Below are 25,890 nucleotides of genomic sequence, written 5' to 3' on the forward strand. Positions count from 1 at the left end.
ATCCCTCGCTTTCTCGTTCTCACCAAGGCATTTCATTTCCTAAGTAGTCTCTGTACAGCGGCTTATCGGACGGTTCATTCGGTTTGAGCTCAAGGATGCGTTGGATAATATGAGCTGCAGATTGATCTGCAGTGAGGGTCGCTTCGGTATTTAACGTCCCGCTCATGTACGATTGTACCCAGCCTGGATGGAGGAGCAGGACTTGCCCGAAGGCCTTCTTCACTTCGTTATGGATAAGTGCACCTTGCATATTCAGCGCTGTCTTCGACATGCAATAGCCAAACCAGCTTGTACGTTCGCAATCGGCAATGCTGCCGGCTTCCGAGGAGATCGTGACGAACAGCTTGGATTCGCTGCGCAGCACCATAGGAGCAAGCGCATTGGTGACGCGCAGCGGTCCGAGCGTGTTTACATTGTACACCTGCTGCATGTCGGCAAATGGAAGCGGATCCAGAATGGTCGCCTGAATGTCGCCTAATATACCGGCATTATTGAGCACCAGATCCAAGGTGTCGGTCATGGCGGCTATTTGTGCTGCCGCTTCGGCCACGCTTCGATCACTCGCGACGTCCAGCTTCACTAAGCTGAGGGAATCCTGAACCTCAGACGCGAGCTGTTCAAGCTGCGGACTTTGATCCAAATAGTGACCAGCTATCACGTGAAACTGTTCTTGAAGAAGTCCTTTCACAAGCGCAAAGCCAAGCCCGCGATCAGCGCCTGTTACGAAGGCAAATCGTTTCATCTGAGCAGCCATCTCCTTATGCGATCGAGTAGTAGTGGTGGAAATAATCGTGCCTATTTCCATTTTACTCTTTTTCTGGTTGCTGCTAAAGGGTAATATTGGCTATGTAAGCGAATTCTAACTTTCGGCAAAAGGTGGCTTCACGACGAATGAAGAGCTATTCAAGGGTTATGGGAATTCCGGTTCCTAAGCTGACGATGAAAGAAACGATTGCCATTATTGATCAAACTATAGACGAACGTCGATCTGAATTATTTCATGTTGTTACGCTTAACCCCGAAATTACAATGTCCTGTCAGCATGATGCGCAGCTGCGCAGTATTGTAGAAGAAGCGGGACTGCTCACAGCGGACGGCATGGGCATCGTAATGGTTTCCCGGCTGAAGGGAAATCCGCTTCCTGAACGCGTAACCGGCTGCGACCTGCTCCTGCAGCTGCTGCAGTCAAAAGGGCCGGTTGCCAGAACCTATTACTTGCTTGGTGCGAGTGAAGAGACCAATCAATTAGCGGCGGAAGAGATTGAACGGAGCTATTCCGGTGCGAAGGTTATTGGCAGACATCATGGCTTCTATGGCGAACACGAAGAAGGAGGCATTATCGCAGAGATTGGGAGGCTGAGTTCCGGATATCCTGGTCGTGGCTTTAGGTGCGCCTAGATCGGAACAGCTAATCTACCGCTATAAGAGCATGCTTAACGCGAGGATTGCCATGGGGGTCGGCGGCAGCTTGGATATTATCGCCGGAACGGTGAAGCGAGCGCCGGCGATCTGGCAGAAGTGGAACGTGGAGTGGCTGTATCGACTGCTTAACCAGCCTTCCAGATGGCGCAGACAGTTGATATTGCCGCGTTTTGCAATTCGTGCATTGATGTATAAGGACAAGAATTAGAGCAGTGTACTCAGCGCTGCAGCAGCAATCGGTTTAATTGTTGAGCTAAACCGGCACTAATCGGACTCATAGGCAAGCGCAGCGAAGGTGAGGCAAGAAGGCCTTGCTCAGCCAGGATCCATTTGAGCGGTGCGGGATTAGACTCTTGAAACAGGGCATGAATCATAGGAGTGAGCGAATGGAATAGGTTCTGCGCTTCGATCATTTCTCCTTGTGACACGTGGTTGAATAATCGCACAAACCGTTCGGTATGAACATTCGCCGATGCTAATATGCCTCCGGTTGCTCCGTTGGCTAACATCTCCAAGTAGGTTTGATCATTGCCGCAGAGGATCGGTTTCGTATCCGATTGTACAAACTGGGTCAGGAGCTGTGTGTTGCTTGTGCTGTCCTTTAATCCAATGACACCTTGTAGATCTAAGATTCTGCGAACCGTTTCCGAAGTTAACTGCAGCCCAGTTCGAGCAGGTACTTCGTATGCAATAACGGGCACGCCGACTTCGGCAGCTCTGCGAAAATGCTCGATCACGCCTTCCTGCGAAGGACGGCTGTAATATGGCGTTACAACGAGGACGGCATCTGCGCCCAGCTCAGCGGCTAATTCGGTCCGCTGAACGGTGGAGCGGGTGCTGTTCGTTCCCGTACCGACAATGATCGGCAGTTCATGATTGCACCGTGTCATCGTCTGTTTGGTCGCTGAGAAGATTGTTGCTACTTCGTCCCAGCTTACAGTCGGTGCTTCACCGGTGGTTCCGTTAACGACAATGCCTTGTATATGATGTTGCAGCAAATTCGACAGATAACGCTGGTAGGATTCCAAATCCAGCTCTTCCGTAGGCAAGAATGGTGTAAGCGTAGGTACATAAGTTCCCCTTAAATCGCGTTCATTCAGCATGACAGCATCCTCCTAAAGTGTAGTTGCTATCACTTTAACATGTTCTTTCGCATCACAGTTATCTATAATAAGTGATGAGTGTTATCAATAATATTGAAGTGGTGACGATATGGATCTTACTTATTTCCAGACCTTTCGGGAGGTCGCATTCCATCAAAGCTACACGAAAGCAGCGGGAGAGCTTGGCTATGCGCAGTCCAGCGTGACGATGCAAATCCAGAAGCTGGAGCAGCTGTACGGGGTAAAGCTGTTCGAAAGGTTTGGTCGCAGCTTGCGGCTGACATTGGCAGGAGAAGAGCTGCTCAAGATCTCTGTTCAGATGCTGAATTTGTTTGATCAGTCCAAGGGGATGCTTGCCGTTCAAGGCGGGGGAACTTTGACGATCGGGACGATTGACTCGCTTGCTTCGTATTATCTTCCACCCTTTATTCAGCAGATGAGGCAGCGGTATCCGGCACTTACAATCCGGATTCAGCCGGATCGCGAAGCTGCGATTGTGGAGAAGGTGCGAGAAGGGGAGTATGATCTGGGACTCTTACTGGAAAATAAACCTGCTCATTCCCCGCTAACTTGGACGGCTATACGTGAAGAACCGCTGGTTCTGGTTACAGGTGCCGATCATCCGGTTACATCGATCGGAGCCATTCAATTAGAACAGCTTCAAGACGCAGAGTGGCTGATGTCCGAGCCCACCTGCAATTATCGGACGATGCTGGAACGGGTCCTGCAGGAGCAAGGCATTTCGTACCGCGTTGGCTTGGAGCTCGGTAATCCGGAAGCGATTAAGCGCTGCTTAAAGGCTGGCTCAGGTATCGCTTTGCTGCCTCGAATGGCTGTGCAAGAAGAGATTGAACGTGGCGAACTGGCTGTACTGCCATTCTCTCATGCAGATATCAGACTGGACCTGCAGCTTATCCTTCACCCGAAGAAATGGATCTCTCATGCCTTGCAAGACTTTATCGATTTGTTGTATTAAGGGGTGGTTGGCGTACTTCACATGTTGGGTTGTACAGCAGAGGATCGCTTGTTAATTATTAACGCGGATGACTTGGGAATTACGCAGGGGACGAATGAGGCTGTCTCGGAGCTGTTTGCAAGCCGCGCCATTGCATCGGCTTCCATTATGATGCCATGTCCAGGTGCGAGAGAGGCGGCTCGGCTCTGCTTGCAAGATGACAATAGTCATATTGGCATTCATCTAACCTTATCCAGCGAGCAAACCCATCCATATCGACCTGTGTATCAATCAGAGAGGCTGTCCAGTTTAGTGACAGCGGACGGTTTCTTGCATAGCGACTTATCGTATATTGGGCAGCATGGCGACCCGGAAGAAATTCGCTGCGAGCTAGAGTCGCAGATCCAGCTTGCCCTAACCCTCGGCATCGACCCGACCCATCTGGACAGTCATGGGGGCACGATTATGGGACTGACAGGAGGGCGAGATTTTCTGGAGATTGTGTTTGATTTATGCGCGAAGTACCGACTTCCCTTTAACTTGCCGACACGCATCGTGGAGCAGTCATTTATTACATCAGAGCTGAAGATGATGTTTCAGGCCAGGATCGAGACTGCAAGGAAGCGAGGGATCTTGCTAATCGACGATTTGATTTCTTTGCCGTACTGCATGGACGAATCGATGGGATACGAGACAGCAAAGGATCAACTCATGAAGCTGATGGAGAATCTAAAACCGGGAGTCACGCAATGGACGGTTCATCCTTCCATACGCACACCTGAGCTTAAACCGTATACATCCTGCGCACGTGAAAGGGAGATCGAATTTCGATTGCTGCTGGACGAGGATGTCAGGCGTCACATGATGAGAGATGGCATACGTCTCGTTTCTTGGAAAGAAATTCGAGACATGCAGAGAAGTCAGTAATACACAACTACTAGGCTTCTGCTTCTAATAGAAGTTGTTCCAGTACAAGAGCGACCCCATCATTATCGTTCGTATCCGTTACTCGATAGGCAATCTCATGCAGCTCTTGGATGGCATTCCCCATAGCGATCGGATAACCGCAGATTCGGAACAAACCAAGGTCATTATAATCATCGCCAAAGACGATAACCTGTTCAGGAGTGATGTTGAGACGCGAGCAAACCATCTTCAGCGCTTCTTCTTTGGTTGCTTGGGTGGACATGATCTGTATGAGTTGTCCGGCATCTGTGTGAAGAATATTCGCGCGCTTGCCATACTGGCTTACCAGCTCATCAATAGCTTTGAAGTGCGTCACCAATAATTTAGAAGCAACAAGTGCTGTAAGCTCCTCCAATGGGATTAACTCCGGTCTATCTTGGACCTTAATTATGGTGCTGTAATCGGATTCCGTATGGCTATACCATCGATCACTGGATTCCACTGAAATTTGAGGCGAATATTCAAACGACTGTAAATAGGTGATGAGCTCACCGAGAAGCAATGGATCAAGTGGAAAATGTTCATGAATGTCCAGACGCTCACTAACAACCAGCGCTCCATTGTAATAAATCATAATCCCCAGATCTAACAATTCCGCAGGCAGCAGCTGCATAATCGCACGAGGCGGTCTTGCCGTAGCGATAATGACAGGAATATTACGCTCACGGCACTGCCTCACAGCTCGCAGATTGCGAGGACTGACTTCTTTATTCGAATTTAATAACGTACCGTCTAAATCTAGTACAATAGCAGCTGCTTGCATGTCTTCTCCCATCTCCATTCGACAGAGAGCAGCCCGCCACATGCGGCAAGCTGCTCTCGGACAGATTCTTTATTTAGTGCCGGTGATCCAATTGTGGGCTGGCATTTCGCTGCTATCGTACATGCTGATGTTCGCGCCCAGTGAGCGGAAGGAGCCAACCACATCCTCATAACCGCGATCGATATGCTGAACACCGGCAATTGTGGTTGTGCCTTCCGCGCGTAGACCGGCAAGAATCAAGCATATGCCGGCTCTAACATCTGAAGCGTGTACCAATGTACCGTGCAATACGCTTCCGCCTATGATTGAGGCTACGCCAGAGCGGATCTTAATATCCGCACCCATGCGAATAAGCTGATGGGCATGATTGAATCGAGCCGGATAGATCCGCTCGCCGATGATGCTTTTGCCGCGGGCTTGGGTAAGTAACGCCGTCAATGGCTGCTGCAGATCAGTTGCAAAACCCGGATACATGGCCGTACGCACTCTCGTAGCACGAAGGATTCCGGTTGAGTGTGCGGTAATGGCGTTATCGTGCACATCCAGCTCCATCCCAATTTCACGCAGCTTCGCTAAGCAGGAAGAAAGATGCTCGGGGATCACATTATCCACGGTAACCGATCCGCCTGTAACGCCGGCTGCCATCAGGAATGCACCGGCAATCAGCCGATCCGGTATGACTGTATAGGTACCGCCGTGCAGGGATGTAACACCTTCTATGCGAATGGTATCTGTGCCGGCTCCGGTTATTCTGGCACCTAATCGATTGAGCAGATTTGCGGTATCTGTAACTTCCGGATCACGAGCCGCATTGAGCAATACCGTTGTGCCTTTCGCACGCACGGCTGCCATCATGACGTTAATCGTTGCGCCGGATGTAATCATGTCAAAGTAAATTGTCGCACCATGCAGCTCTTTAGCTTCTACAGTGTAGGAGGTCGGTTGAAACGTGAACGTTGCGCCCATCATCTGGAGTGCTTTGATATGCTGATCCATGGGACGGCTGACAAAGTCATCACCGCCGGGATATCCGACAGAAACTTTGCCAAATTTGGCTAGAAGTGAACCGACGAAATAATAGGCAGCACGGAAAGAAGACGATTTAACGGGATCAAGCACCGTGCTCGCGATATTTCGCGGGTCCAATGTAATGGCACCTGATTCATGACGCTCGACCTGAAGTCCGATTTCACGGCTCATTTCATAGATCACTCGCAAATCAGCAATGTCCGGTATACCGAGCAGCGTGACTGGTTCATCGGCCAAACAAACTGCTGCAAGCAGTGCTAGTGAGCTATTCTTGGAACCGGGGATTTGAACGCTGCCATGAAGAGAGTTGGACCATTCCACACTAATTGCTTTCATCGGTTACGCCTCCGCTTGAATAGTGTTCATCGGCAATGATGACATTGATGTTACGGTTCTCACATTCCTGTATAAAGGGATCGGGAGCCTTCTGGTCGGTAATAAGCAAATTAATCTGCTGCAAGGGGACAGAGGTGGCAAAGCTACGGACGCCAATCTTCTCGTGAGGCGCAAGACAAATGGTTGACTGAGAGGCATCAGCTACTGCTCGAATCAGTGCAGCATTCTCCGGAGTTGCGACGCAAATGCCGTTCTGTGCTATTCCGCCGCCGGTAATAAATCCGATATCGTAATTAAATCTGCTGATCATTTCGACGGCAATGACGTCAATCAAGCTTTCACCGGCAGCTCTAAGCTTACCGCCGACAAGGTAGGCTTCAATATGAGTCATGGATCGAATGGATTCTGCGATCATAAGAGAATTCGTAACGACGGTGAAAGGAAAGTCGTTGGGGAGATATTTCAACATGCCGTACTGAATCCCGGCTCCGCCAATGAAGATCGTATCGTTCCGTTGAATGTAAGAAGCGGCTAATTTAGAAATGGCATTCTGGTGCGGCGCGCCTTCCCCGTACCGAATATTCTTCGGCTGCGGTTTGGCACGTACTTTATGCGATTCATTCGGAGCTAGCGGTATCGCGCCTCCGTATGTTTTCTGAAGGAGGCCTTGCTCCTTCATAATGGTTAAATCACGGCGAATCGAATCAATAGAAAGCTGAAATTGTTGTGCCAGCTCCTGTGCAACGACTCGGCCGTCCTTGGCAAGCATCTCCAGGATGCGCTGCCTTCGTTCCTCTGCGAGCATGGTGACCTCCGCGGCTTTTACTAACTAATAGAACTCTTTTGCCTATATCCTATTCCGTATTGTTCATTGTTGTCAATTGATTTATTCGGTTTTCTTCATGGTTGTTCATTATTCGTGACGAAAGGGAGAAGAACATGAACATTGAACGTAACGAAACCCTTATTCGGCAGTGGGCGGAGTCGAATGCAGCCTCGTTAGGGCTGCAGCAGGGGACTGAAGTGCAGGTTACTTATATTTACAATCCCGGTGGATTTGTGAATCAGTCCTATCGGGTAACGGATGGGAAGATGATGAGGCATCTCAAACTCGCACCTCATGCGAAAATGCATCGCCTTCAGCAATGGGCTGTTGTCAGCCAGCAGTTGTCGAGCCGCTATAACGCCCCACGGCTAATCCTCGAAATTCGAGAGGAAATCATACCCGATTATCGATATGGGCTGGTGTTCGAATATATTCGTGGCGATTCTTTGTCATCGATCTCGAATGCATCAGCTGCGATTTCGAAGGTGTTGATCAAGTTACAGCAGTTGCATCGTGATCAAGAGCTCGCGACGGCTCTTGTTCGCAGAGACGAAACGTTTACTTATGCAGATGCCTTCGCTGATGCTTACATTTCTCGTTTCGAGGGAGATATGGTTACGATTAGGGAAGGGAAGCATTTGCTTCATTTTGTAACGGAGGAGACCTTGGATTGGTTTGATGCTGAGATTCGAGCGTTGCGAGAGACGGTATATGCCCATCCGGCTTTCCGGAAAACAGCGAACGATGTTGTCCATAATGATCTGGGCTGGAACAATGTGCTGGTGGATGAGCGCGGTGAGATTTGGATGATTGACTGGGATGACTTATCGGCAAACGGAGATGCGGCGATGGATTATTCCGTCCTGTTATGGCCGCTATATAAGTCAGCTGATTGGCCTAATTGGGAGGGGAAAGTGATCGAGCAGGCAGGCGAAGAGCTCTATGAGCGACTATCGATATATTTTCGAGCCAGTTTGCTGGATGACGTCATCGACATCCTTGCTGATTACGTTGATGCGGAGACGATCCCGGAGCTGAGAGAGAAGACGCAAGCAAGGGCACAAGCGACACATCTTCGTGCTTATCCGGAATATTTGAGGTTGTACTCGGTTTAGGTTCAACCTGTAACTTAGCTGTTTATCTCGAGCTCAGACTATGTAGATTTCAGCTCTATTTTTCTCGAAATAACGCCGCTACGGTTCGTTAGATTGTCGGAATCAACAATGATGCAAAATTTGGCCAAGAAGGAGGAGAACCCGTTGAACCTTGAAGTAACTGTACTCCCATACGAGGACAAAACGATCCTCTACCAGCTCATTCAACTATACCGTTATGATAGCAGCGAGTTTGATGGACATGTGCTGAATGAGCATGGCTTCTATTAATACAAATACTTCGATCATCAGTGGACAGACGACTATCGGCGTCCATATCTAATCAAGGTAGACGGCGAGATTGCGGGATTTGCTCTTGTAAGCCTGGAAGTGCCACCTGAGTATATGAAGCTGAGTACTGCTGAACGTACGCATACCATCGGTGATTTCTTCATCATGCGAAAATATCGGCGAAAAGGCGTTGGGAGGAAGGTGGCTCTCTACATCATGGAGCAGCATCGCGGTTGTTGGGAAATACGGCAAACATCCGGCAATACATACGCGCATACCTTTTGGAAACAAGTTATTTCAGATTATATCGGGGAAGGCAATTATCAGGTAGAGTGGATTCAGAATGATCAGTGGCATGGGCCGGTGTTTGTATTTCGCAATGAATAATATAAAGCCGAGGAGTTAGATGGAATGATCGTGAAGTCATACGTTGCTCAGAATCAAGATATTGCAACGCAGATGGACAGTCTTATCCGGATTGTTCTAATGAATCCTGTACTGGAGCAAGTGTTGGCGAAGGCATCGTCGTTCCAATTGGAGCACTATTACATAGGGGCAGGCTGCGTGACGCAGACGGTCTGGAATTATCTGTGCGGGCGTCCGCTGAATGATGGGATAAAGGATCTTGACTTTGTGTATTATGACGAGGATTTGTCGTACGACAAAGAAGGAGAGATCATCGACAGAGTCAGAGAATCGTTCGGCGAACTGCCCTATCAGCTGGATGTGAAGAATCAAGCTCGCGTTCATCTTTGGTATGAAAACCATTACGGCTATCCGATCCAGCCCTATCGATCATTAGAAGCAGCCATAAACTGTTGGCCGACAACGGCGACGGCAATTGGGCTCAGAAGGGCTGAAGATGGCACCTGGAAGATCTATGCGCCATTCGGATTGAATGATCTGTTCGGGCTAATCGTACGAGCCAATAAGGCACAGATCACGGAACCATTCTATCTGCAGAAAGCGGCGAAATGGAAGGCCAACTGGCCGGCATTGACGGTCATTCCATGGGATAAATAGCGACGCCTAAGGGGGAGACGTGCGATGACGAATACAAAGCTTATTCTGCTTGAAGGGATTCCGGGATCGGGCAAATCTACCTCTGCACAATTTATCTCAGGAGCACTTACCCGTGCCGGGTTGAAGCATAGATGGTGGTATGAAGAAGAGGTCGGTCATCCTGTTTATGTCTTCGAGGATTCGGCTTCGCTGCATCAGGTTGTGCACGACCTCGAGAACGGGAGCTATCAGAAAGTCATCGATGCCGCTCTTGCCAAATGGCAACAATTCAGCAACGCAGTTCAATCATCGGATGAGATTGTAATCATAGACAGCTGCCTGTACGACAACACGGAAGGGGCTTGGTCGGAAGACGAGCAGAAGCTGTTGGCTTTTATGGGACTGGAGGCCGGCACGAATAACGAGGCTGTGACTGTGGATTTGCAGCGATTTGCAGGGGTTTATTATGCGAAGTCAGAGGATGATGAGCATACTTGCGAGGTGCGATTCGATCTTGATTCCGCCTCGCTTATCGTTGACCGACTTCCACAGGTTTGGACGCAAACGCCATTAATTCAGCGCGGTGACAATGTCTTCGATGTTCAGTCTTTACCGTTACAGGTTCACTTCGAAGAAGGTGACAACGAACAAGGTATTCGCTTGCACTTAACCGGACCAACGCTGCTGAGTGGGAAGGTAGATGTTGTATTAATGAAGCGGCCTTACCAGCGTAGCTCATAACTCTTGCGCAAATTGGAAAATATAAACACTATATTTTCTAGTTTGCGAGAAGAGAAGGGGACATTCTACGATGAGCATTAAAGGACGAACGAACGATCGACAGGAAATAGTCGATGCGATCAAGCAACGAGCAAACCGCTTGGATCAGCCTGTGGATCTTCTGCATCTTGCGAACGCATCGGCCGGCTCGAAATATGTATTGCTGGGCGAAGCGAGTCATGGAACGAGTGAGTTTTACACGAATCGAACGGCGCTCTCCCAAATGCTGATTGAACAGTATCAATTTAGTTTCATCGCAGTCGAGGGTGACTGGCCCTCCTGTTATGAAGTAAACAAGTACGTCAAGCATCACCCAGAGGCACTAGGCTCCGTCGACGAAGTGCTGCAATCCTTCGATCGCTGGCCGTCGTGGATGTGGGCGAACCGTGAAACGGCGGAGCTCATATCTTGGCTGCGCGAGTATAATCGCGAGCTGCCTGAGGAATATCGGATTGGATTCTATGGTATTGATGTGTACAGTCTCTGGGAGTCGATGGACGAAATTATCAAGCATCTGAAGAGGACGAATTCGCCGGAGCTTGCTGCAGCGCTGAACGCCTTCTCCTGTTTCGAGCCTCACAGCCGGGATGGCCAGAACTATGGCATGTCTGCCGCATTCTTCTCCGAGATGTGCCAGGATGAAGTGCTTCAACTGTTGAGAGAGCTGGAAGCGAAGCGCAATCGAGCAGGCGGCACGCATGAAGCGCTGTTGAATGATGAGATCAATGCGCTCGTTGCCGTTAATGCCGAGCGTTATTACCAGGCCATGGTGAAGGGCGGACCTGATTCGTGGAACATTCGGGATCGGCATATGGTCGAGGCGCTTAATCGAGTCATGCATTTCTACGGTCCTTCTGCAAAAGCAATCGTATGGGAGCACAACACTCACATCGGAGACGCGCGTGCTACAGATATGGAAGCAGACCGTATGGTGAATGTGGGTCAGCTTCTCCGCGAGCAGAGCGAAGATATGGAAGTCTTCGCCATCGGATTCGGGACACATAGCGGTACAGTCATCGCAGCTGATGCCTGGGAATCTCCGCTTGAGGTGCTGCGTGTACCGGAAGCGCAGCGCGGCAGCTGGGAGGATCTGATGCACGAAGCAGGTGCATACGATCAATGGTTGATTTTCCGAGGGACGGATACGGAGGTCTTCCATCATACGTACGGCCATCGCGCGATTGGCGTGGTCTATCATCCGCATTACGAGCGAGGAAATTATGTCCCGAGCGTCATGGCGGAACGCTATGATGCCTTCGTGTTTATCGACCGATCGAACGCGCTTCAGCCGTTAATTCCGGCCACGGTTTAAAGATGTAAGCAAAAGAAGGAGCTAAGCCTGCGTGTGCTTAGCTCCTTCTTCTATGAAGGCGGCAGGCGCGCATACTCACGATGGAATTGGGAAATCCTGCATAGAGATGTCGAACGAGCGTCATAGGACGGAAACTACCAACGAGATATGAGGATGAACTTTCATGAAGGCGTATCGTCAACCACCCATCGATTCGCAACACCAAGAATTGAAACGCCCTCTGTCCGCGAACCTCGATGAAACTTTGCAAATGCTTCGCTCTATCTACGATAAATGCGAATATGTGACTATTCACGAATTCGTCCTGTCTAATAGACGGAATGCCGCCCTGATCTATATTGAGAACTTATCCGGTAAAGAAGCCATAGACGAATTTGTGCTTGCCCCACTCATCGCGCAAAGCTCCTGGCTGGAAGCCGGCGAATCTATAAAGGCTATTCAAGAGAAAATTCCGGTTTCCAAAATATATACCGTATGCCAGATTGCAGACGTCATTGAACGAGTATCCATTGGATATCCGGTTCTGCTTGTTGATCTGGAAGATCAAGGCCTCGCACTTGGTTTATCCCAATCAACCAATCGTTCTATCGAAGAACCGATCGCAGAATCCATCGTCAGAGGATCAAGAGACGGATTCACGGAAAACTTGATGACCAATACGTCTTTATTGCTAAGGAGAATCAGGAGCCCGAAGCTGAAGATGAACTGCATCAAGATCGGAAGATATACGCAGACGGACGTAGTAATTACCTACATCGATGGAATAGCTGATTCTGCCTTAGTGAGTGAGATAACTGCGCGTTTAAAGCAAATTGACGTTGACGGGATTTTGGAAAGCGGTTATCTTGAAGAATTTCTGGAAGGAAACCCTTATTCCCCGTTTCCTCAATTTATTGCTACCGAACGCCCAGACGTAACTTGCTCGAATTTATTAGAAGGGCGCGTTGCAATACTGGTGGACGGGACACCATTCACGATAATCGCGCCGACAACGTTCTTTTCCTTGCTGCAGTCGCCGGAGGACTATAATAATAGGTTCATAATCGGCACGATGGTTCGCTGGCTTCGTTACCTCTTCATCGGAATCAGTTTGTTAGGGCCTTCGGCTTATATAGCCATACTTACGTACCATCATGAAATGATCCCCACGATCTTGCTGCTGAGTATTGTGGAATCACGAGAGGATATCCCATTTCCGGCATTAATTGAGGCTTTGTTAATGGAAATCACGTTCGAGGCGCTCCGCGAAGCCGGTTTACGACTTCCCAAACAGGTCGGTCCCGCCGTCAGCATTGTCGGAGCGCTCGTAATTGGACAAGCCGCAACGGCGGCCGGTCTCGTATCATTTCCGATGGTTATGGTCGTAGCCATTACCGGAATCGCTTCTTTCTTAACGCCGCATTACACGCTGGGCATTACGATTCGAATGCTTCGCTTTCCGATTATGTTTATGGCCGGGATGTTGGGTTTACTGGGGATCATTCTCTCGCTCATTCTCATCGTGGTCCATCTGAGCACGCTGCGTTCATTCGGTATTCCATATTTGACGCCGCTCGCGCCATTCAAACCTCACGAACTGAAGGATGTGCTTATTCGTGCTCCCTGGTGGAGGATGACTACCCGTCCGTCCCTGGCCGGCGCAATAAACAAGTATCGACAAGCTCCCGGACAAAGGCGTAACAAGAAAGAAGGGGAGGGGTCGGAATGATTGAAAAAGGCAAAATATCCGCGCTGCAATTGGCTATGATCATGTATCCGGCTATAGTCGCTACCGGCGACCTCATTATTCCAGCCTTTACGGCCAGACTCGCTAAACGGGATTTGTGGATGTCTCCGATTTGGGCGATCGTTGTCGGTTTTATTGTACTATCTATCATGTATCGGCTATATAAGTTATATCCGAACGAGACACTTATTCAACAGCTCGAACGCATATTCGGCAGCGTACTTGGAAAAGCCATCGGAGCTTGTTATCTATTCGCCATTCTTCATATTAACGGAATGATCGTCAGGCAATACGCGGATTTCGTCACGAGTGTTTTTCTGCGCAATACGCCGATTCTGTTTATCATCGCAAGCATGGTGTTGGTTTGCGCGATTACCGTGCGTGGAGGTATCGAAGCGATCGCAAGAAGTGCTCAGATTTTAGTGCCGCTGCTCATCCTTTCCTGGATCATCATTCTCGTCTTGCTCATTCCGGACATGCAGCCTCTTAATCTGCTTCCCGTCTTTGCTAACGGGGTTCAACCGTCGTTGAAGGGTGCAATCCCGACAGGAGGCTGGTTTGCACATTTCGCGCTCGTATCTTTTCTGCTGCCTAATTTGGTTAATCCGCAGAAGGCGATGAAGTGGGGGACTATCGCGGCTGTAGTAATTATGGTTACGCTGGTCTTAATCACGATGGCGACCTTATTTATATTCGGAGACATCACCTCTCAGCTGCAATACCCGGTCATGATGGCCATTCGTTATATTAACGTAGCCGATTTCTTCGAACATGTAGAGGCGATTATGGTGGCAATCTGGGTTATCGGTGCGTTTATTAAAATCTCGATTTACTTTTACGTGTTCGTGCTCGGAACCTCACAGCTGCTTCATTTAACCGAATTCCGTCCGATCGTATTTCCTAGCGGTATCCTGCTGGCCCTGTTCACGCTGTGGGTCTCTCCCAATATTCAAGAGTTCGCTCATTACCTCGGAACGAGTACGCCGTTTGAGAACATGACGTTTGAATTGGTTCTTCCGGCTGGCTTGCTTCTCGCCGCGATCTTGCGAAACAAATTCCAACCGCAAGTAAGGAGGGATGGAGGATGAACGACGCAGGTCGAAGATGCTCCGGCAAATGGCTGCTCTTGTCTGGTTGCGTCATTACCCTTCTCTCTCTCTCCGGTTGCTGGGATCGAAAAGAAGTCAACGATGTGGCGGTCATCCTCGCTACGGGTATCGATAAGAATGAATCCGGCGGCCTTGTGCTGTCCGTGCAAGTTTTTGTACCGAAAAAACGGAGCGGCGGCCAGGAAAACTCGCGATCAGGCGGGGGGGCACCCTCGACTTATGTGAGATCGGCCACCGGAGTGACGGAGGCTGATGCCTTCTCAAAGTTGCAAGAAATGTTCCCTCGCGATGCCATTTGGGGACATGACAAGATTCTGATATTTAGCGAGAAGGTCGCCAAGGAAGGCATTCGCGATACCGTCGACGTCAAGATGCGGTTTCCGGATGCTCGGATGCGATTGAAAATTTTTATCAGCGACGGAACAGCGAAGAGCGTACTTGCGCAGCAGCCTCCGCTAGAACAAAGCACAGCTAGCACGCTGCGGGCAATGACCAAGCTCCATTCCGTCATGGACGTGCCGATCAAATCGTTGGCACAAATGCTGGCCGGTAAATCCGGAGCAGCCGCATTACCGCTAGTTAAGAATCTCCCATCGGAGCAACCGTCGAGCCCTAATCAGTCAACACCGTACGTGAAGGGGACAGCCGTTCTCAAAGATGGCAGGATGATTGGGAAAATTGACGATGAATTAACCAGGTCGCTTCTCTTGCTTAGAAACGAATTAAGAACGAATATCTTAACGTTTGCTCCAAAAGAAGGGAAAGGCATGGTATCGCTGTCTTTAATAAGAAGTCATACTACAATGCGGCCTCGAATCAGCAATAAGAAGTGGAGCATGACAGCCAAAATCAACATCGAGGCGAGGCTAGTCGAAAGCACAAATGCCATTTCTTATAGAAACCCGCAATTAGCAAAACAATTGGAAGGTGAACTAAGCGAATATGTTGAAGGCCAAATAAAGTACCTATTTCAGCGAGTCCAATTGGAATTGCAGTCGGACATCTTTGAATTCGCCGAAATCTTTTACAGGAAATACCCGAACGAGTGGGAGCGCAATAAGGTGAATTGGGACGAGAAATTTCCGGAAGTCCAAGTTCACGTTCAAGTGGTTTCAAAAATCGTTACGCCAGGGTTAGTGGATGCTGGCGTCAACCGACCTGAAAACGAAGTGAAGAAGAAATAAAGGGGAAACCGCCATGAAATTGGGTTCTTTATTAGGGATCACGGTAATTTTCGTCATCATGATTGTAATGGAATGGCCAAAACTGCGACACCTCCGAAGAGAAAGAACCGCATTTGCCGCTCTTACGGCCATCGGATACATGCTTGCCTTGCTGCTGCTCTATTACCCGGAGGTACCTGGTCCAACGCAAATGTTCGAAACGTTCTATAAACCTTTGATCAGCATTCTGGAATAGAAATATGGTATAAATACAGCCAATAGTTAATCCATTTTGTGTGCTATGATGGAGATATTTGGAACGCTGCTTTCCGGATAATCAATCATCGGTAGAGGTGGGAACCAATGACGATTACGATTAGGGTAAACGGGGTATTAAGAAAGAGCGAGCGAAGCCCGAGGTCCTTGACTTATTTAAGAGAGGGGTATTAGCATGATTACGTTTAACCGCTTTAGTCAGCTTCCGGCTAACGAGATCGTCACACTATGGAACAAAGGCTTCGAAGGGTATTTCACGAATGCAGCCATGGATCTTGATCGATTTATGTCACGAACGGTCAATGAAGGGCTCTCTCTGGAGCATTCGCTGGCGATGATAATTGACAGCGAACCTGCCGGATTTGTGATGAACGGCTTTCGGACTGTCAATGGAGTGAAAACAGCTTGGAATGGCGGTACAGGAATTGCTCCCGCTCATCGAGGTAAAGGGTACGGAAAACAGCTTATGGCGCACAATGTACAGCTGTATCGGGAACAGAATGTGAATCATGCCTTGCTCGAAGCGATTATACAGAATGAACCGGCGATCAAGCTTTATCAAAGTGCCGGTTATCAAATAACAGGACAATTAGTTTGTTCCACACAGGAAGACGCTTTAGATCCCAGCATACTGCTGCCTAGCTTCCCGCAACGGTTTGTAATCAGGCATGCGAAACCGCGCGACGTCAGAATGCTCTCCTTCTATAATCACGATGCAGCTTGGCAGACAGGCTGGCAAAATCAGAATGATGGAGAATGCTGCATTATCGCAGATGGAGAAGATCTGGTGGGCTATGCGCTATTCAAACGAAATTACAGCGAAGACGGATTTCTGAATTCAATCGTGCTCTATCAATGCGAAGCAGCGCCGAGCAGGTCGGATTCCGGCAAGATTCTCAAAGCATTGCTCAAAGAAGTATTCAGTCCGCTGGAAATGCCTTATAAACGAATGACGTTGAATATCAGGCATACTAATGCGGAGCTTCTCGAGCTGCTTGATCGCCTTGGCTTCAAGCCATATATCGAACAAGTTCATATGTCGCTCCGGCTATAATGGACAACTTGCAACCGCTCTATCGAATGGCTTATGATTGTTTAGAAATGCTGCAATCATCTGTAATCATATGAAGGAGTGATTATTCGTGTTTGACATTATCATTATCGGAGCAGGCCCTGCAGGAGCTAGTGCAGGATTATTCGCAGCTAAGGCTGGCAAGAAGACACTTCTGATCGACAGCGATAAGAGCATGACGAAGAAGGCATGGATCGAGAATCATTACGGTTTGCTGGAAACGACAGGTCCAGAGCTCGTGGAAATCGGCAAGAAGCAAGCGGTTAAATTCGGTGCAGAGCTGATTCAAGATACAGTAGTCAATGTTACGAAGAGTGAGAACGGATTCAGCGTAGCGACGGAATCGCAGCAATTCGAAGGCAGTCATGTTATTGTGGCGACAGGGATCTCAACAGATCTGGCTGAGAAGATCGGTTTGTCGGTAAAAGAAGGCACTGAGCCGCGTATCAAACAAGTATTCGATGTGGATGCGAGCGGTAAATCGAACGTTGCCGGCGTCTGGGTTGCTGGTACAGCGGCCGGAGTCAGTGTGCATACGATCATCACTGCAGGCGACGGCGCTAAAGTTGCTATTAACGTAATCAGTGAGCTAAACGGCACGCGTTACGTGGATCATGATTTGTTGAAATAAATGTAGCTGAACCTGATAGATAATCAACAAAAGGAACTACCCTGAGCGGTAGTTCCTTTTGTTTGTGCGCCTGAATACGTATAGGCATGAGGGGAGAGAGTCGCATGATCTATGTCGTACAAGGTGGAGACACGTTAGAGCGAATAGCCGATCGCTTCGGATCAAGTGTCGCTCGGCTGATGGAAGTGAATGTGATCTGTGACCCGCAATGGATTGTGGTAGGTCAACCGCTGCTGATCCCGGATGCAGGGATCGACTATCAAAGAGCAGGCGGATATCCCTATTATGTCGTTCAATATGGCGATACGCTAACCTGCTTATCGCCTCAGTTTCATCAAACACCGGCAGCATTTGCGGCTAGTAATCGACTTCCGATAGCAGCGCCTTTAACGGTTGGTAGTGAGCTTCTTGCTGGCTTCTCTGTGCCGGATCCGGCACGTTTAGCTTCCGAATGGGAACAAACCGCCACATCAGCAGCGTGTGATCTTAATTCCATGCAGCAGCATGGCATCTACTATATCGGTTCCTTTCAATGGGAGACACTCGGAGAATCGGCGGTTCCGTACCTTATGCCGCTGTTGAAACACGCCTGTGAGACGGTTCGGTATTACGCTGTAATGAGCTTAGGACGTATCGCAACAGGTGATGCAACTCGAGCTGCATTAGAATCGGCTGTACAAGATCAAACGCCGTATGTGTCAGAGCTTGCGAAGCTGGCTTTGCGCCGAGCGAAATTAGTGCCTGAGGTGACCAAACGGGTGCATCTCTTAACAGCGGATCAACGTTTGTATTCGGAACCTAACGGGAGTTCTGCTTCAATTCCACTTCCGGCTGGTACGGAGATCTTCTCGATGAGATGGAACATACCCAGCAGTACGAATGAAGAAGGTCCAAGAGGCGGATTGGAATATTACGATCAAGTGCAGGTTCGGAGCACCGGTCAGGTCGGTTATTTGGGCCGGGTTGGTTTCAACGATGCACAGATGATTTAATCGGAACGGGATGGTGGAAAAAGTACAATAACTACTGGAATCCGTTCATTGTCCGATATGCGCAACTCCTTGATAATAAAGGTAAACCAGCTTCATCCACTATCGAGGAGTGAAATGAACTATGCTGAATGCGGAACAGTTGAAGCAGTATCATGAACTGGGTTATGTCATCTTTGATCGCTTATTCACAGCCGAAGAAATGGACCGAATACGCGCCATTATTGACGTGTTTGATTGGGAAGGCGAAGAGGCGCTTAAGAAGGGCAGCAAAGGGTTCAACAACATTCCGAATCAAATCAATTTCACCTGTAATTTGGCCAGACGGCATGAGGAGCTTGAGAAATTTATCGGCGATCAGCGTTTTGTCGATCTGACCACTAGCGTATTAGGCGGTGACATTCGGCTGTATTGGGATCAATCCGTCTATAAACGTCCGGAAGCGAAGAAAGACTTCCCATGGCATCAGGATAACGGTTATGTACCGACTGATCCCGTTCATTATATGACCTGCTGGCTGGCGCTCGACGATGCCACGATAGAGAATGGCTGCATCTATATTCAGCCCGGCTCGCATCTGCAAGGTTATGTCGAGCATGTGCAGACGGACACAGGCTGGCAGTGTTATTTTGGCGAAGACCCCGGTCAACCGGTTCCCCTGCCTAAAGGCAGCATGGTGATCTTCCATTCGCTTCTCTTTCACCGCAGTACGCCTAATCAAAGTGACAGCACGCGCAAAGCCTATGTCATACAATATTCAGTAGAAGGCGCCAAGAATCCGGTGACGGGCAAAGTGTTCGACAATGGGCCGCTCATCGCTCAAGACGGTAGAGCGCTGATTGCCAAATGAGTGCCGTCATCGTCGTTTGTCTGCGGAATTTACAGGAGAATCGTCACGGTACAATGCTTGATCAGCTCGTCCTAGATGGCCATGATGTCTCGTTGTCTCATTGCCTGAATCAGTGCGTGGGCTGCAGAAGGGGACCGGCACTCTCCATCGATGGCTCCTGGATCGGTGCTGCCGATGAAGCGGCGCTTCGAAACGAGGTTGACGCGAGGCTGCCGAAATAACGTTTCCAAACTATACTACGGCTGGTGTAAACTAGGAGTATACTAGCTGATAGGATTGGCGGGGGAACCGGTGGAAACCAGATCGCTTACAAGCACTAGCTTCGATCAGTGGCAGGTCAACGTCTACATGGTCGATGAAGGTAAATACGAGACGCTAAATCATCAGCACATCATATATCCGAATTGGGTCATCAGCCATGTGCGGCAAGGCCAAGTGATTACAACGACGAATGGCGAACAGCACAAGGTACGTGAAGGAGGGGTTATGCTGCACCCTCCTTTTTTGCCGTTCTCCGAACGAGCGGACCAGTCCGGTTTGCATGAGTGGGTATCAGTTCAGGTTCAAACAAGCTATAACGTAGACCTGTTCCAGCTCTATCAAGTTCAGCCCGTGGTACAGCTGCTCGATGCGGAGGCGTATAGTCTCGTGTTCCAATCCATGCTTCGCACTTGGAAGAGCAGCTCATCCTTTCGCGAAGTGTCCCTCGCAGCAGACATGCTTCGATTGTCTACGATGATTCTCGAGAGCTGGGAAGCGCATGGTAGAATCGGACGCAGCGAAGCCTATTCCGCGAAGTATGACAGGTTCTTCCCAATCATTCGTTATATGGCGGACCATATGGCGATGAAGCTTTCTCGGGATATGCTGGCGGAGAGGGTACATTTGAATACGAATTATTTGGACCGGGCCTTCCATGAAGCTTACGGGATTAACCCGATGCAGATGCTCAGGCAGATGAGGCTGAATAAAGTGAAGCGTCTGCTTGAGACGACAGAAGAGCCGCTCAGCCAGCTGGCGCAATTATGCGGATTAGGTGACGCTGCCTACTTGAGCCGTCAGTTCGTGAAAACCTTCGGCATGACACCGGGCAAATACAAGCAGACGATTCGCTCCGCACAATCGAATTTTATGGCGGATAAGAAATAAAGAACCGGTGAAGCAAAAGTAACTGACTTTTGTTCACGCGGCACAAGTGGTACGATAATTAGGAAGAGTTTACAAGTTTGCAAAGTTGAGAGGAGTGGCAAGTAACAATGGAGAAATCAGGAATCAAGGCGCTTCAGCTAAATATGCTGGTGAATGCGAATGACTTCATTGTCCACGCTGCTATCGTATGGGACGAGCAGGAGCTTATCCTTGTGGATACCGGAATTCCCGGACAAGTAGACGTGATTCGTGACGCGTTGGCGAAGGAAGGCTTCAATCTGGATGATCTGACCCAAATCATCATCACTCACCAGGATCGTGATCATATTGGCTCGCTTCCGGAGCTTGTGGAATTGTTTGAGGGGCGCGTTGAAGTGCTTGCTCACGAAGTTGGAGTCCCTTACATTGCCGGTGAGCTTCCGCTTCTGAAGAGCAAGACTCTGGTGCCTCCGGTTAAGGTGAATACCGTTCTGAACGATGGGGAGCTGCTGCCTGTTGCCGGTGGTTTGCAAGTCATCTATACACCGGGACATTCGCCGGATCACATCGCGCTCTATCACATCCCAAGCAAGACGCTGGTTACAGGCGACTCGTTGACCTCAAACGAAGGCGTGCTGATGCCGCCGGCCGCAAACTTTACCCCGGACTGGGAGACGGCGATGGAGTCGGTTAAGAAATTCCAGAAGCTTGATATTGCAACAATGATCACCTATCATGGCGGCGTTTGTACGGATAATCTGCAAGAGCGATTGGCGGATATCGTGAAATGAATCCACAAATGATCATGATCATAAATTTCATTCCGTTCATACGGGGAACATGCAAGTGTCCGAATAATAGGGAGGAGATGTGTGGAAATGAATCAAGAAGTGAGCAGCTTTATTGAGGAATTGAAACAACCATGGCAGGCGGAGGCTTGTAATCAACTTCGTCAGATGGTTCATCAAACCGTGCCGGCGATCGATGAGCGTATCCAGTACAAGAAGCCGCATTTTCTGAAGGACGGCAAATACGCAGCAGTCATCAGCACGGCCAAAGATACGGTGACGTTCATGATCTTCAATACGACAAACGTTGATCTGTCTGGAGGTAAATTCGAAGGACCTGTAGAGCGAAGATGGATGAAATTTCGTGAAGGGGATCCGATTGATTTGCCACTACTAGCTAAGGTGCTGACCGAGGCGTCGAACACATTATAGGCGAGAGAGAGCGTGCACTCATCATGTATAAGGCGATATTGTTCGATCTAGACGGAACGCTTACCGATCCGAAGCAAGGAATAACCCGAGCCGTACAGTATGCGCTGGCGAAATACAAGATTATCGAAGATAATTTGGATCTGCTGGAGCCGTTTATCGGGCCGCCGCTTGCGAATTCTTTTCAAGAACGATACGGTTTCTCAGCGTCAGAAGCACGAACGGCGGTGGATTACTATCGCGAATATTTTACGGATAAAGGGATCTATGAGAATGAGTTGTATGGCGGTATACGAGAGCTGCTCGAACTGTTAGTAGAGCAGAAGAGGACTATCATCATTGCAACGTCCAAACCTACTGTATTTGCGGAGAAAATAGTAAGCTACTTCGAGATCGATTCTTATTTCGACTATGTCTGTGGCAGCAATCTCGATGGCACGATGTCGGATAAAAGTGAAATTATCGCGCATATTCTGCAATCGCAGCAGCTTACAGCGGCATCAGCGATAATGATCGGTGATCGCAAGCATGACTTGATCGGCGCTCAGCGTAACGGAGTTGCTTCTATTGGAGTAGGGTACGGCTATGGAAGCGAAGAAGAATTGCAGGCGCATTCGCCGGAGTATTATGTACGGAATGTGCGGGAGCTGCAAGAGTTGTTTCAGCATGCAACAGCCGTTTAAGTCTCGCCTTGGACTCCGTCAATCGATTAGCTTAATTGCTCTGCATAACTCAACCAACTGATGAACAGCTTGAAATTGATTCCGAATTCGCGCATGAATGCCTTGGATTGCGGTCTCCGTCAGCTTCATGGCTTGCTCGACGCTCTGGTGCTCTACGGCATGAACGATATCCTTCAAGTTACGGAGCAGATACACGGTGCTTCTCAGCGTTCTGATAATCAGGATCTGGCGGATATGCAGAGCGGTGTACAGCCGATAGCCGTTGTCTGAGTCGCGTAATGGTGTGAGGAGCTCTTCCTTCTCCCAGTGACGCAGAGCAGCTGTCGTAACGCCGGCTAGAGCAGCCGCTTCTCCAATCGACATGGGATTCTTCCTTCTTGTATCAACGAAATCCGGCAATGCCAGCTGATGAAGCAGCTCCAAGGTCTGATCCGCTGCAGTCTTATCCTGCTGCAGGAGAGCTTGCTCCTTGTTCACGAGCCAGAACGCGGCATTCATCTGGCCTGCCTGAATGTGACGAAGAACATCACAGGTGACGGCAACGCCGAAACCGGCAAACATCGTTCGTAAGCACCGGAAATAAGCCAAATGGATATCCGTATAGAGACGGTAGCCGTTAGCGCCGCGTTCCGGAGCCGGAACAACACCCCAAGACTCATAATGTCGCAGCGCGCTTGTACTGAGGTTCAGCGCTCGGGCAATTTCGATTGGTTTGTATGTTCGTTGCATCTCTTCACCTCGATTCAAGAGCGTTAATGCTCAATATTACCAGAAGCTTGGAAGACTGGCAATTGCCTGAACGGTCGCTTGAATATGCGATCGTTCAGGCTTTTTGTTTGCTCTTCAACTTGATATGTAAAAATTTTAATATAAATCTATTGACGGCAGCCTCCATTGTGTAGTATTTTCTTAAAGGCCTAATATCTTATTCAGTAAGATAATGAGCAGGTAAGCAACTGATTAAGGAACGTAACGCATTGTTCAGAGCGGAGGGAGAAGGATTACACATTCAGGCGGAAATAAACTAGCCGAGCTTCAGCTCCTCATGGAACGTTTTGCGCAGAGGGCGAAGAATCGGATTAAGCTGCTTGAGAATCCGTTCAACCTCACCAGCGGTCATATCTTCGTATTGATGTATTTGCATCGAACGGGAATTTGCCGGGTGAATGATGTCGTGAAGCTCCTCGGCATTACATCAGGTGCTGCTACGGGATTGACGGATAAGCTTGTTTCACTTAGCCTCATTGAACGGACGAGACCGGAGGATGACCGCAGAGTCGTACAATTAAGCTTAACGGAGAAAGGCAAGGAAACAGTTGAGCTCATCCGTAAACAGCGAATGGAATGGTTCACCGGCTTGATTGGACAGATGGAAGATGATCAGGTAGATCTCATCACGGATGCGTTTAAGCTGCTATTGCAAGCACTCGAGGAAAAATGACAGAAGGAAGTGGTACGATGACAAATTTAAGTCCAAAACAGCTTCGCTGGATCGTGACAGGACTTATGCTTGGCTTGCTGCTCGGATCGCTCGATCAAACGATTGTATCGACGGCCATGCCGCATGTAATTGCTGAGCTCGATGGTTTTAGTCTGTATAGCTGGGTATTTACGATTTATATGTTAACTTCAACAACGGCTGTTCCGATCTTCGGGAAGCTCGCCGATTTGTTCGGCAGAAGACTTGTGTACTTGATCGGGATGGGGTTGTTCCTTGTAGGATCGGCACTTTGCGGTCTGTCGCATAATATGACGGAGCTCATCATTTTCCGTGCGATTCAAGGTATCGGTGCAGGTGCGCTTATGCCAATCGCGATGACCATTATCGGAGACATCTATCCGCCGGACCGTCGCGGCAAAATGCAAGGTATTTTCGGCGCTGTATTCGGATTGTCCAGCGTTCTCGGTCCTGCAGTCGGCGGATTTATCGTTGACCATATTGCTTGGCAGTGGATATTCTACATTAATCTTCCGTTCGGCATATTCGCAGCCATTATTCTATCCATTGCACTGAAAGAATCAAGAAGCTCGGAGAAAAAATCGATCGACTGGGGCGGTGCATCTACGCTCACAGGTGCGGTCGTAGCTTTCTTGCTCGCTATTGAGATGGGCGGAAACGGTACATCCGAAGGCGGCATCACGAAATATCCGTGGGATTCCCCGCAAATCATTGGCTTGTTCGGAGCGAGCCTGCTGCTCATTCTGATTTTCATTTGGATCGAATCCAAAGTGAAGGAACCGATCATTCCACTGAAATTGTTTAAGCTTCAAGCGATTTCGGTTTCCAGTATTGTTGGTTTCATGATGGGCATGGGGATGTTCGGCGCGATAACGTACATTCCGCTGTATTCACAAGCAGTAATAGGGACATCGGCTTCGCACTCCGGTTACATTTTAACTCCGCTCATGCTGTCCTTGATTCTATCCAGCATCCTTGGCGGGATTCTGATTAAGAAGCTGAGCTACCGTACAATCGTAATGTCTGCTATGGCGATTATGACGGTCGGCTACCTGTTCATGTCGCAAATGGATGTGAATACAACCAGTCTGGAACTGATCCTGTACATGATTATTATCGGTTTCGGTATGGGAGCGCTTATGCCTGTACTCACAATCGCAGCTCAAAGCGCGGTTGGCCATGATCTGCGCGGTGTTGCAACTTCGACTACGCAATTCACACGCTCCATTGGCGGTACGGTTGGTGTTGCGATCATGGGCGTTATTATGACGAATCACATGACGAGCGGGCTTAAAGATATTCAAAGTGATTTCACAGATATCCCGGCAGATAAGCTTGCTCAGTTTGCCAATCCGCAATCCTTGCTTCAGCCGGAAGTGAAAGCACAAATTCCGGATAAGCTGCTTGCAGCCTTGCAAGGAATACTGAGCAATGCGATCACATCGGTGTTCGTGATCGGTATTGTAGTTGTCTTGATCGGTTTGGTTGCGGCTATCTTCTTCGGCAAGCTGCGTATGCCTAGAAGTGAAGAGAGCGCGAAAGCTGTCAAAGCTGAACTGAATATGCATTAGCTTCAAGATGGTGGACAGGTGGACAGTTGACAAAACTGTCCACTTTTTTATTTGCACCGATTCAGACACTGACGCTGTTCAAAGCTCTGTACAGAAGAAATGAGTAAAATAAGCGTTTTCCACTGAGACTAATATAG

At 49.0% G+C, this 25,890-nt stretch carries 30 protein-coding genes and 1 pseudogene; 25 read left to right on the forward strand and 6 right to left on the reverse strand.

Annotated features, from left to right (window positions below; genetic code table 11):
• Positions 1–19 precede the first annotated feature (19 nt).
• Positions 20–742 (reverse strand): SDR family oxidoreductase, encoded by a 723-nt coding sequence (locus AC0YNS_RS03995; RefSeq protein ID WP_475779716.1) that lies wholly within the window; start codon positions 740–742, stop codon positions 20–22.
• 149 nt (positions 743–891) lie between these two features.
• Between AC0YNS_RS03995 and AC0YNS_RS04000 the strand changes: the two genes are divergently transcribed.
• Entirely contained in the window at positions 892–1,398 is a 507-nt protein-coding gene (locus AC0YNS_RS04000) for a WecB/TagA/CpsF family glycosyltransferase (RefSeq protein ID WP_475779717.1), read from the forward strand.
• Positions 1,379–1,630: a WecB/TagA/CpsF family glycosyltransferase gene (locus AC0YNS_RS04005; protein WP_475779718.1), complete on the forward strand. Its 252-nt coding sequence runs from the start codon at positions 1,379–1,381 to the stop codon at positions 1,628–1,630. Before AC0YNS_RS04000 ends, AC0YNS_RS04005 begins: the two co-directional genes overlap by 20 nt.
• A gap of 10 nt (positions 1,631–1,640) precedes the next feature.
• Here AC0YNS_RS04005 and dapA read toward each other — a convergent pair whose 3' ends face one another.
• Positions 1,641–2,525 carry a 4-hydroxy-tetrahydrodipicolinate synthase gene (dapA, locus tag AC0YNS_RS04010; RefSeq protein WP_475779719.1) on the reverse strand — a complete coding sequence of 295 codons (885 nt, stop codon included), beginning with the start codon at positions 2,523–2,525 and terminating at the stop codon, positions 1,641–1,643.
• A gap of 109 nt (positions 2,526–2,634) precedes the next feature.
• Between dapA and AC0YNS_RS04015 the strand changes: the two genes are divergently transcribed.
• The gene (locus AC0YNS_RS04015) at positions 2,635–3,501 is read left to right on the forward strand and encodes a LysR family transcriptional regulator (protein ID WP_475779720.1); all 867 of its coding nucleotides are present in this window, start codon (positions 2,635–2,637) and stop codon (positions 3,499–3,501) included.
• A 48-nt stretch (positions 3,502–3,549) separates the two neighbouring features.
• Entirely contained in the window at positions 3,550–4,407 is an 858-nt protein-coding gene (locus AC0YNS_RS04020) for a polysaccharide deacetylase family protein (RefSeq protein ID WP_475779721.1), read from the forward strand.
• Positions 4,408–4,417: 10 nt separating this feature from the next.
• Here the strand turns inward: AC0YNS_RS04020 and AC0YNS_RS04025 are convergent, their stop codons facing one another.
• The 3 genes from AC0YNS_RS04025 to AC0YNS_RS04035 form a co-directional block, all read right to left on the reverse strand.
• The gene (locus tag AC0YNS_RS04025) at positions 4,418–5,209 is read right to left on the reverse strand and encodes a Cof-type HAD-IIB family hydrolase (RefSeq protein ID WP_475779722.1); all 792 of its coding nucleotides are present in this window, start codon (positions 5,207–5,209) and stop codon (positions 4,418–4,420) included.
• Between the two features lie 69 nt (positions 5,210–5,278).
• On the reverse strand, positions 5,279–6,574 hold the full coding sequence (gene murA / locus AC0YNS_RS04030; protein ID WP_475779723.1) for a UDP-N-acetylglucosamine 1-carboxyvinyltransferase: 1,296 nt from the start codon (positions 6,572–6,574) through the stop codon (positions 5,279–5,281).
• Entirely contained in the window at positions 6,561–7,379 is an 819-nt protein-coding gene (locus AC0YNS_RS04035; RefSeq protein ID WP_475779724.1) for a DeoR/GlpR family DNA-binding transcription regulator, read from the reverse strand. Before AC0YNS_RS04035 ends, murA begins: the two co-directional genes overlap by 14 nt.
• Positions 7,380–7,513: 134 nt before the next feature.
• Between AC0YNS_RS04035 and AC0YNS_RS04040 the strand changes: the two genes are divergently transcribed.
• From AC0YNS_RS04040 to AC0YNS_RS04130, 19 genes and pseudogenes are all read left to right on the forward strand, one after another.
• Complete coding sequence (locus tag AC0YNS_RS04040; RefSeq protein ID WP_475779725.1) at positions 7,514–8,515, forward strand: aminoglycoside phosphotransferase family protein; 1,002 nt, start codon at positions 7,514–7,516, stop codon at positions 8,513–8,515.
• Between the two features lie 144 nt (positions 8,516–8,659).
• Complete coding sequence (locus AC0YNS_RS04045) at positions 8,660–8,785, forward strand: hypothetical protein (protein ID WP_475779726.1); 126 nt, start codon at positions 8,660–8,662, stop codon at positions 8,783–8,785.
• A gap of 24 nt (positions 8,786–8,809) precedes the next feature.
• Positions 8,810–9,172, forward strand: a pseudogene (locus AC0YNS_RS04050) (GNAT family N-acetyltransferase); the annotation flags it as partial.
• A 24-nt stretch (positions 9,173–9,196) separates the two neighbouring features.
• A complete protein-coding gene (locus AC0YNS_RS04055) occupies positions 9,197–9,808 on the forward strand; it encodes a nucleotidyltransferase family protein (RefSeq protein WP_475779727.1) in 612 nt (203 codons plus the stop codon).
• Positions 9,809–9,832: 24 nt separating this feature from the next.
• Positions 9,833–10,528 (forward strand): hypothetical protein, encoded by a 696-nt coding sequence (locus AC0YNS_RS04060; protein ID WP_475779728.1) that lies wholly within the window; start codon positions 9,833–9,835, stop codon positions 10,526–10,528.
• Between the two features lie 70 nt (positions 10,529–10,598).
• On the forward strand, positions 10,599–11,879 hold the full coding sequence (locus tag AC0YNS_RS04065; RefSeq protein WP_475779729.1) for an erythromycin esterase family protein: 1,281 nt from the start codon (positions 10,599–10,601) through the stop codon (positions 11,877–11,879).
• A gap of 163 nt (positions 11,880–12,042) precedes the next feature.
• Positions 12,043–13,587: a spore germination protein gene (locus AC0YNS_RS04070; protein ID WP_475779730.1), complete on the forward strand. Its 1,545-nt coding sequence runs from the start codon at positions 12,043–12,045 to the stop codon at positions 13,585–13,587.
• A complete protein-coding gene (locus AC0YNS_RS04075) occupies positions 13,584–14,693 on the forward strand; it encodes a GerAB/ArcD/ProY family transporter (RefSeq protein ID WP_475779731.1) in 1,110 nt (369 codons plus the stop codon). The genes AC0YNS_RS04070 and AC0YNS_RS04075 overlap by 4 nt, the downstream gene beginning before the upstream one ends.
• Positions 14,690–15,898 (forward strand): Ger(x)C family spore germination protein, encoded by a 1,209-nt coding sequence (locus AC0YNS_RS04080; protein WP_475779732.1) that lies wholly within the window; start codon positions 14,690–14,692, stop codon positions 15,896–15,898. The genes AC0YNS_RS04075 and AC0YNS_RS04080 overlap by 4 nt, the downstream gene beginning before the upstream one ends.
• A gap of 13 nt (positions 15,899–15,911) precedes the next feature.
• Positions 15,912–16,133, forward strand: coding sequence for a hypothetical protein (locus tag AC0YNS_RS04085; protein ID WP_475779733.1), 222 nt, complete (start codon positions 15,912–15,914; stop codon positions 16,131–16,133).
• Positions 16,134–16,328: 195 nt separating this feature from the next.
• Positions 16,329–17,207: a GNAT family N-acetyltransferase gene (locus AC0YNS_RS04090; RefSeq protein WP_475779734.1), complete on the forward strand. Its 879-nt coding sequence runs from the start codon at positions 16,329–16,331 to the stop codon at positions 17,205–17,207.
• A gap of 88 nt (positions 17,208–17,295) precedes the next feature.
• Positions 17,296–17,856 (forward strand): FAD-dependent oxidoreductase, encoded by a 561-nt coding sequence (locus AC0YNS_RS04095; RefSeq protein WP_475779735.1) that lies wholly within the window; start codon positions 17,296–17,298, stop codon positions 17,854–17,856.
• 104 nt (positions 17,857–17,960) lie between these two features.
• Entirely contained in the window at positions 17,961–18,848 is an 888-nt protein-coding gene (locus tag AC0YNS_RS04100; RefSeq protein WP_475779736.1) for a LysM peptidoglycan-binding domain-containing protein, read from the forward strand.
• A 121-nt stretch (positions 18,849–18,969) separates the two neighbouring features.
• Positions 18,970–19,695, forward strand: a complete 726-nt coding sequence (locus AC0YNS_RS04105; RefSeq protein ID WP_475779737.1) for a phytanoyl-CoA dioxygenase family protein — start codon at positions 18,970–18,972, stop codon at positions 19,693–19,695.
• Positions 19,692–19,916, forward strand: a complete 225-nt coding sequence (locus AC0YNS_RS04110; RefSeq protein ID WP_475779738.1) for a hypothetical protein — start codon at positions 19,692–19,694, stop codon at positions 19,914–19,916. The genes AC0YNS_RS04105 and AC0YNS_RS04110 overlap by 4 nt, the downstream gene beginning before the upstream one ends.
• 70 nt (positions 19,917–19,986) lie before the next feature.
• Complete coding sequence (locus AC0YNS_RS04115) at positions 19,987–20,844, forward strand: helix-turn-helix domain-containing protein (RefSeq protein WP_475779739.1); 858 nt, start codon at positions 19,987–19,989, stop codon at positions 20,842–20,844.
• 107 nt (positions 20,845–20,951) lie between these two features.
• On the forward strand, positions 20,952–21,614 hold the full coding sequence (locus AC0YNS_RS04120) for an MBL fold metallo-hydrolase (RefSeq protein WP_475779740.1): 663 nt from the start codon (positions 20,952–20,954) through the stop codon (positions 21,612–21,614).
• Positions 21,615–21,701: 87 nt separating this feature from the next.
• A complete protein-coding gene (locus tag AC0YNS_RS04125; RefSeq protein ID WP_475779741.1) occupies positions 21,702–22,043 on the forward strand; it encodes a DUF1801 domain-containing protein in 342 nt (113 codons plus the stop codon).
• A 23-nt stretch (positions 22,044–22,066) separates the two neighbouring features.
• Entirely contained in the window at positions 22,067–22,723 is a 657-nt protein-coding gene (locus AC0YNS_RS04130) for an HAD hydrolase-like protein (protein WP_475779742.1), read from the forward strand.
• An 18-nt stretch (positions 22,724–22,741) separates the two neighbouring features.
• Here AC0YNS_RS04130 and AC0YNS_RS04135 read toward each other — a convergent pair whose 3' ends face one another.
• Entirely contained in the window at positions 22,742–23,452 is a 711-nt protein-coding gene (locus AC0YNS_RS04135) for a MerR family DNA-binding transcriptional regulator (protein WP_475779743.1), read from the reverse strand.
• A 316-nt stretch (positions 23,453–23,768) separates the two neighbouring features.
• On the opposite strand from AC0YNS_RS04135, the gene AC0YNS_RS04140 reads away from it, so the two are divergent.
• Both AC0YNS_RS04140 and AC0YNS_RS04145 read left to right on the forward strand, forming a co-directional pair.
• On the forward strand, positions 23,769–24,164 hold the full coding sequence (locus tag AC0YNS_RS04140; RefSeq protein ID WP_475779744.1) for a MarR family winged helix-turn-helix transcriptional regulator: 396 nt from the start codon (positions 23,769–23,771) through the stop codon (positions 24,162–24,164).
• A gap of 17 nt (positions 24,165–24,181) precedes the next feature.
• Complete coding sequence (locus tag AC0YNS_RS04145) at positions 24,182–25,753, forward strand: MDR family MFS transporter (RefSeq protein ID WP_475779745.1); 1,572 nt, start codon at positions 24,182–24,184, stop codon at positions 25,751–25,753.
• Positions 25,754–25,890: the final 137 nt, after the last annotated feature.

The organism is Paenibacillus sp. J22FR21 (genome assembly GCF_056269135.1).

Bases quoted from the DNA above. Each gene is read 5' to 3' on its own strand.
- AC0YNS_RS03995 (WP_475779716.1), bottom strand. From the start codon at position 742: ATGAAACGATTTGCCTTCGTAACAGGCGCTGATCGCGGGCTTGGCTTT.
- AC0YNS_RS04000 (WP_475779717.1), top strand. From the start codon at position 892: ATGAAGAGCTATTCAAGGGTTATGGGAATTCCGGTTCCTAAGCTGACG.
- dapA (WP_475779719.1), bottom strand. From the start codon at position 2,525: ATGCTGAATGAACGCGATTTAAGGGGAACTTATGTACCTACGCTTACA.
- AC0YNS_RS04015 (WP_475779720.1), top strand. From the start codon at position 2,635: ATGGATCTTACTTATTTCCAGACCTTTCGGGAGGTCGCATTCCATCAA.
- AC0YNS_RS04025 (WP_475779722.1), bottom strand. From the start codon at position 5,209: ATGCAAGCAGCTGCTATTGTACTAGATTTAGACGGTACGTTATTAAAT.
- murA (WP_475779723.1), bottom strand. From the start codon at position 6,574: ATGAAAGCAATTAGTGTGGAATGGTCCAACTCTCTTCATGGCAGCGTT.
- AC0YNS_RS04035 (WP_475779724.1), bottom strand. From the start codon at position 7,379: ATGCTCGCAGAGGAACGAAGGCAGCGCATCCTGGAGATGCTTGCCAAG.
- AC0YNS_RS04040 (WP_475779725.1), top strand. From the start codon at position 7,514: ATGAACATTGAACGTAACGAAACCCTTATTCGGCAGTGGGCGGAGTCG.
- AC0YNS_RS04055 (WP_475779727.1), top strand. From the start codon at position 9,197: ATGATCGTGAAGTCATACGTTGCTCAGAATCAAGATATTGCAACGCAG.
- AC0YNS_RS04060 (WP_475779728.1), top strand. From the start codon at position 9,833: ATGACGAATACAAAGCTTATTCTGCTTGAAGGGATTCCGGGATCGGGC.
- AC0YNS_RS04065 (WP_475779729.1), top strand. From the start codon at position 10,599: ATGAGCATTAAAGGACGAACGAACGATCGACAGGAAATAGTCGATGCG.
- AC0YNS_RS04070 (WP_475779730.1), top strand. From the start codon at position 12,043: ATGAAGGCGTATCGTCAACCACCCATCGATTCGCAACACCAAGAATTG.
- AC0YNS_RS04075 (WP_475779731.1), top strand. From the start codon at position 13,584: ATGATTGAAAAAGGCAAAATATCCGCGCTGCAATTGGCTATGATCATG.
- AC0YNS_RS04080 (WP_475779732.1), top strand. From the start codon at position 14,690: ATGAACGACGCAGGTCGAAGATGCTCCGGCAAATGGCTGCTCTTGTCT.
- AC0YNS_RS04085 (WP_475779733.1), top strand. From the start codon at position 15,912: ATGAAATTGGGTTCTTTATTAGGGATCACGGTAATTTTCGTCATCATG.
- AC0YNS_RS04090 (WP_475779734.1), top strand. From the start codon at position 16,329: ATGATTACGTTTAACCGCTTTAGTCAGCTTCCGGCTAACGAGATCGTC.
- AC0YNS_RS04100 (WP_475779736.1), top strand. From the start codon at position 17,961: ATGATCTATGTCGTACAAGGTGGAGACACGTTAGAGCGAATAGCCGAT.
- AC0YNS_RS04105 (WP_475779737.1), top strand. From the start codon at position 18,970: ATGCTGAATGCGGAACAGTTGAAGCAGTATCATGAACTGGGTTATGTC.
- AC0YNS_RS04110 (WP_475779738.1), top strand. From the start codon at position 19,692: ATGAGTGCCGTCATCGTCGTTTGTCTGCGGAATTTACAGGAGAATCGT.
- AC0YNS_RS04120 (WP_475779740.1), top strand. From the start codon at position 20,952: ATGGAGAAATCAGGAATCAAGGCGCTTCAGCTAAATATGCTGGTGAAT.
- AC0YNS_RS04125 (WP_475779741.1), top strand. From the start codon at position 21,702: ATGAATCAAGAAGTGAGCAGCTTTATTGAGGAATTGAAACAACCATGG.
- AC0YNS_RS04130 (WP_475779742.1), top strand. From the start codon at position 22,067: ATGTATAAGGCGATATTGTTCGATCTAGACGGAACGCTTACCGATCCG.
- AC0YNS_RS04135 (WP_475779743.1), bottom strand. From the start codon at position 23,452: ATGCAACGAACATACAAACCAATCGAAATTGCCCGAGCGCTGAACCTC.
- AC0YNS_RS04140 (WP_475779744.1), top strand. From the start codon at position 23,769: ATGGAACGTTTTGCGCAGAGGGCGAAGAATCGGATTAAGCTGCTTGAG.
- AC0YNS_RS04145 (WP_475779745.1), top strand. From the start codon at position 24,182: ATGACAAATTTAAGTCCAAAACAGCTTCGCTGGATCGTGACAGGACTT.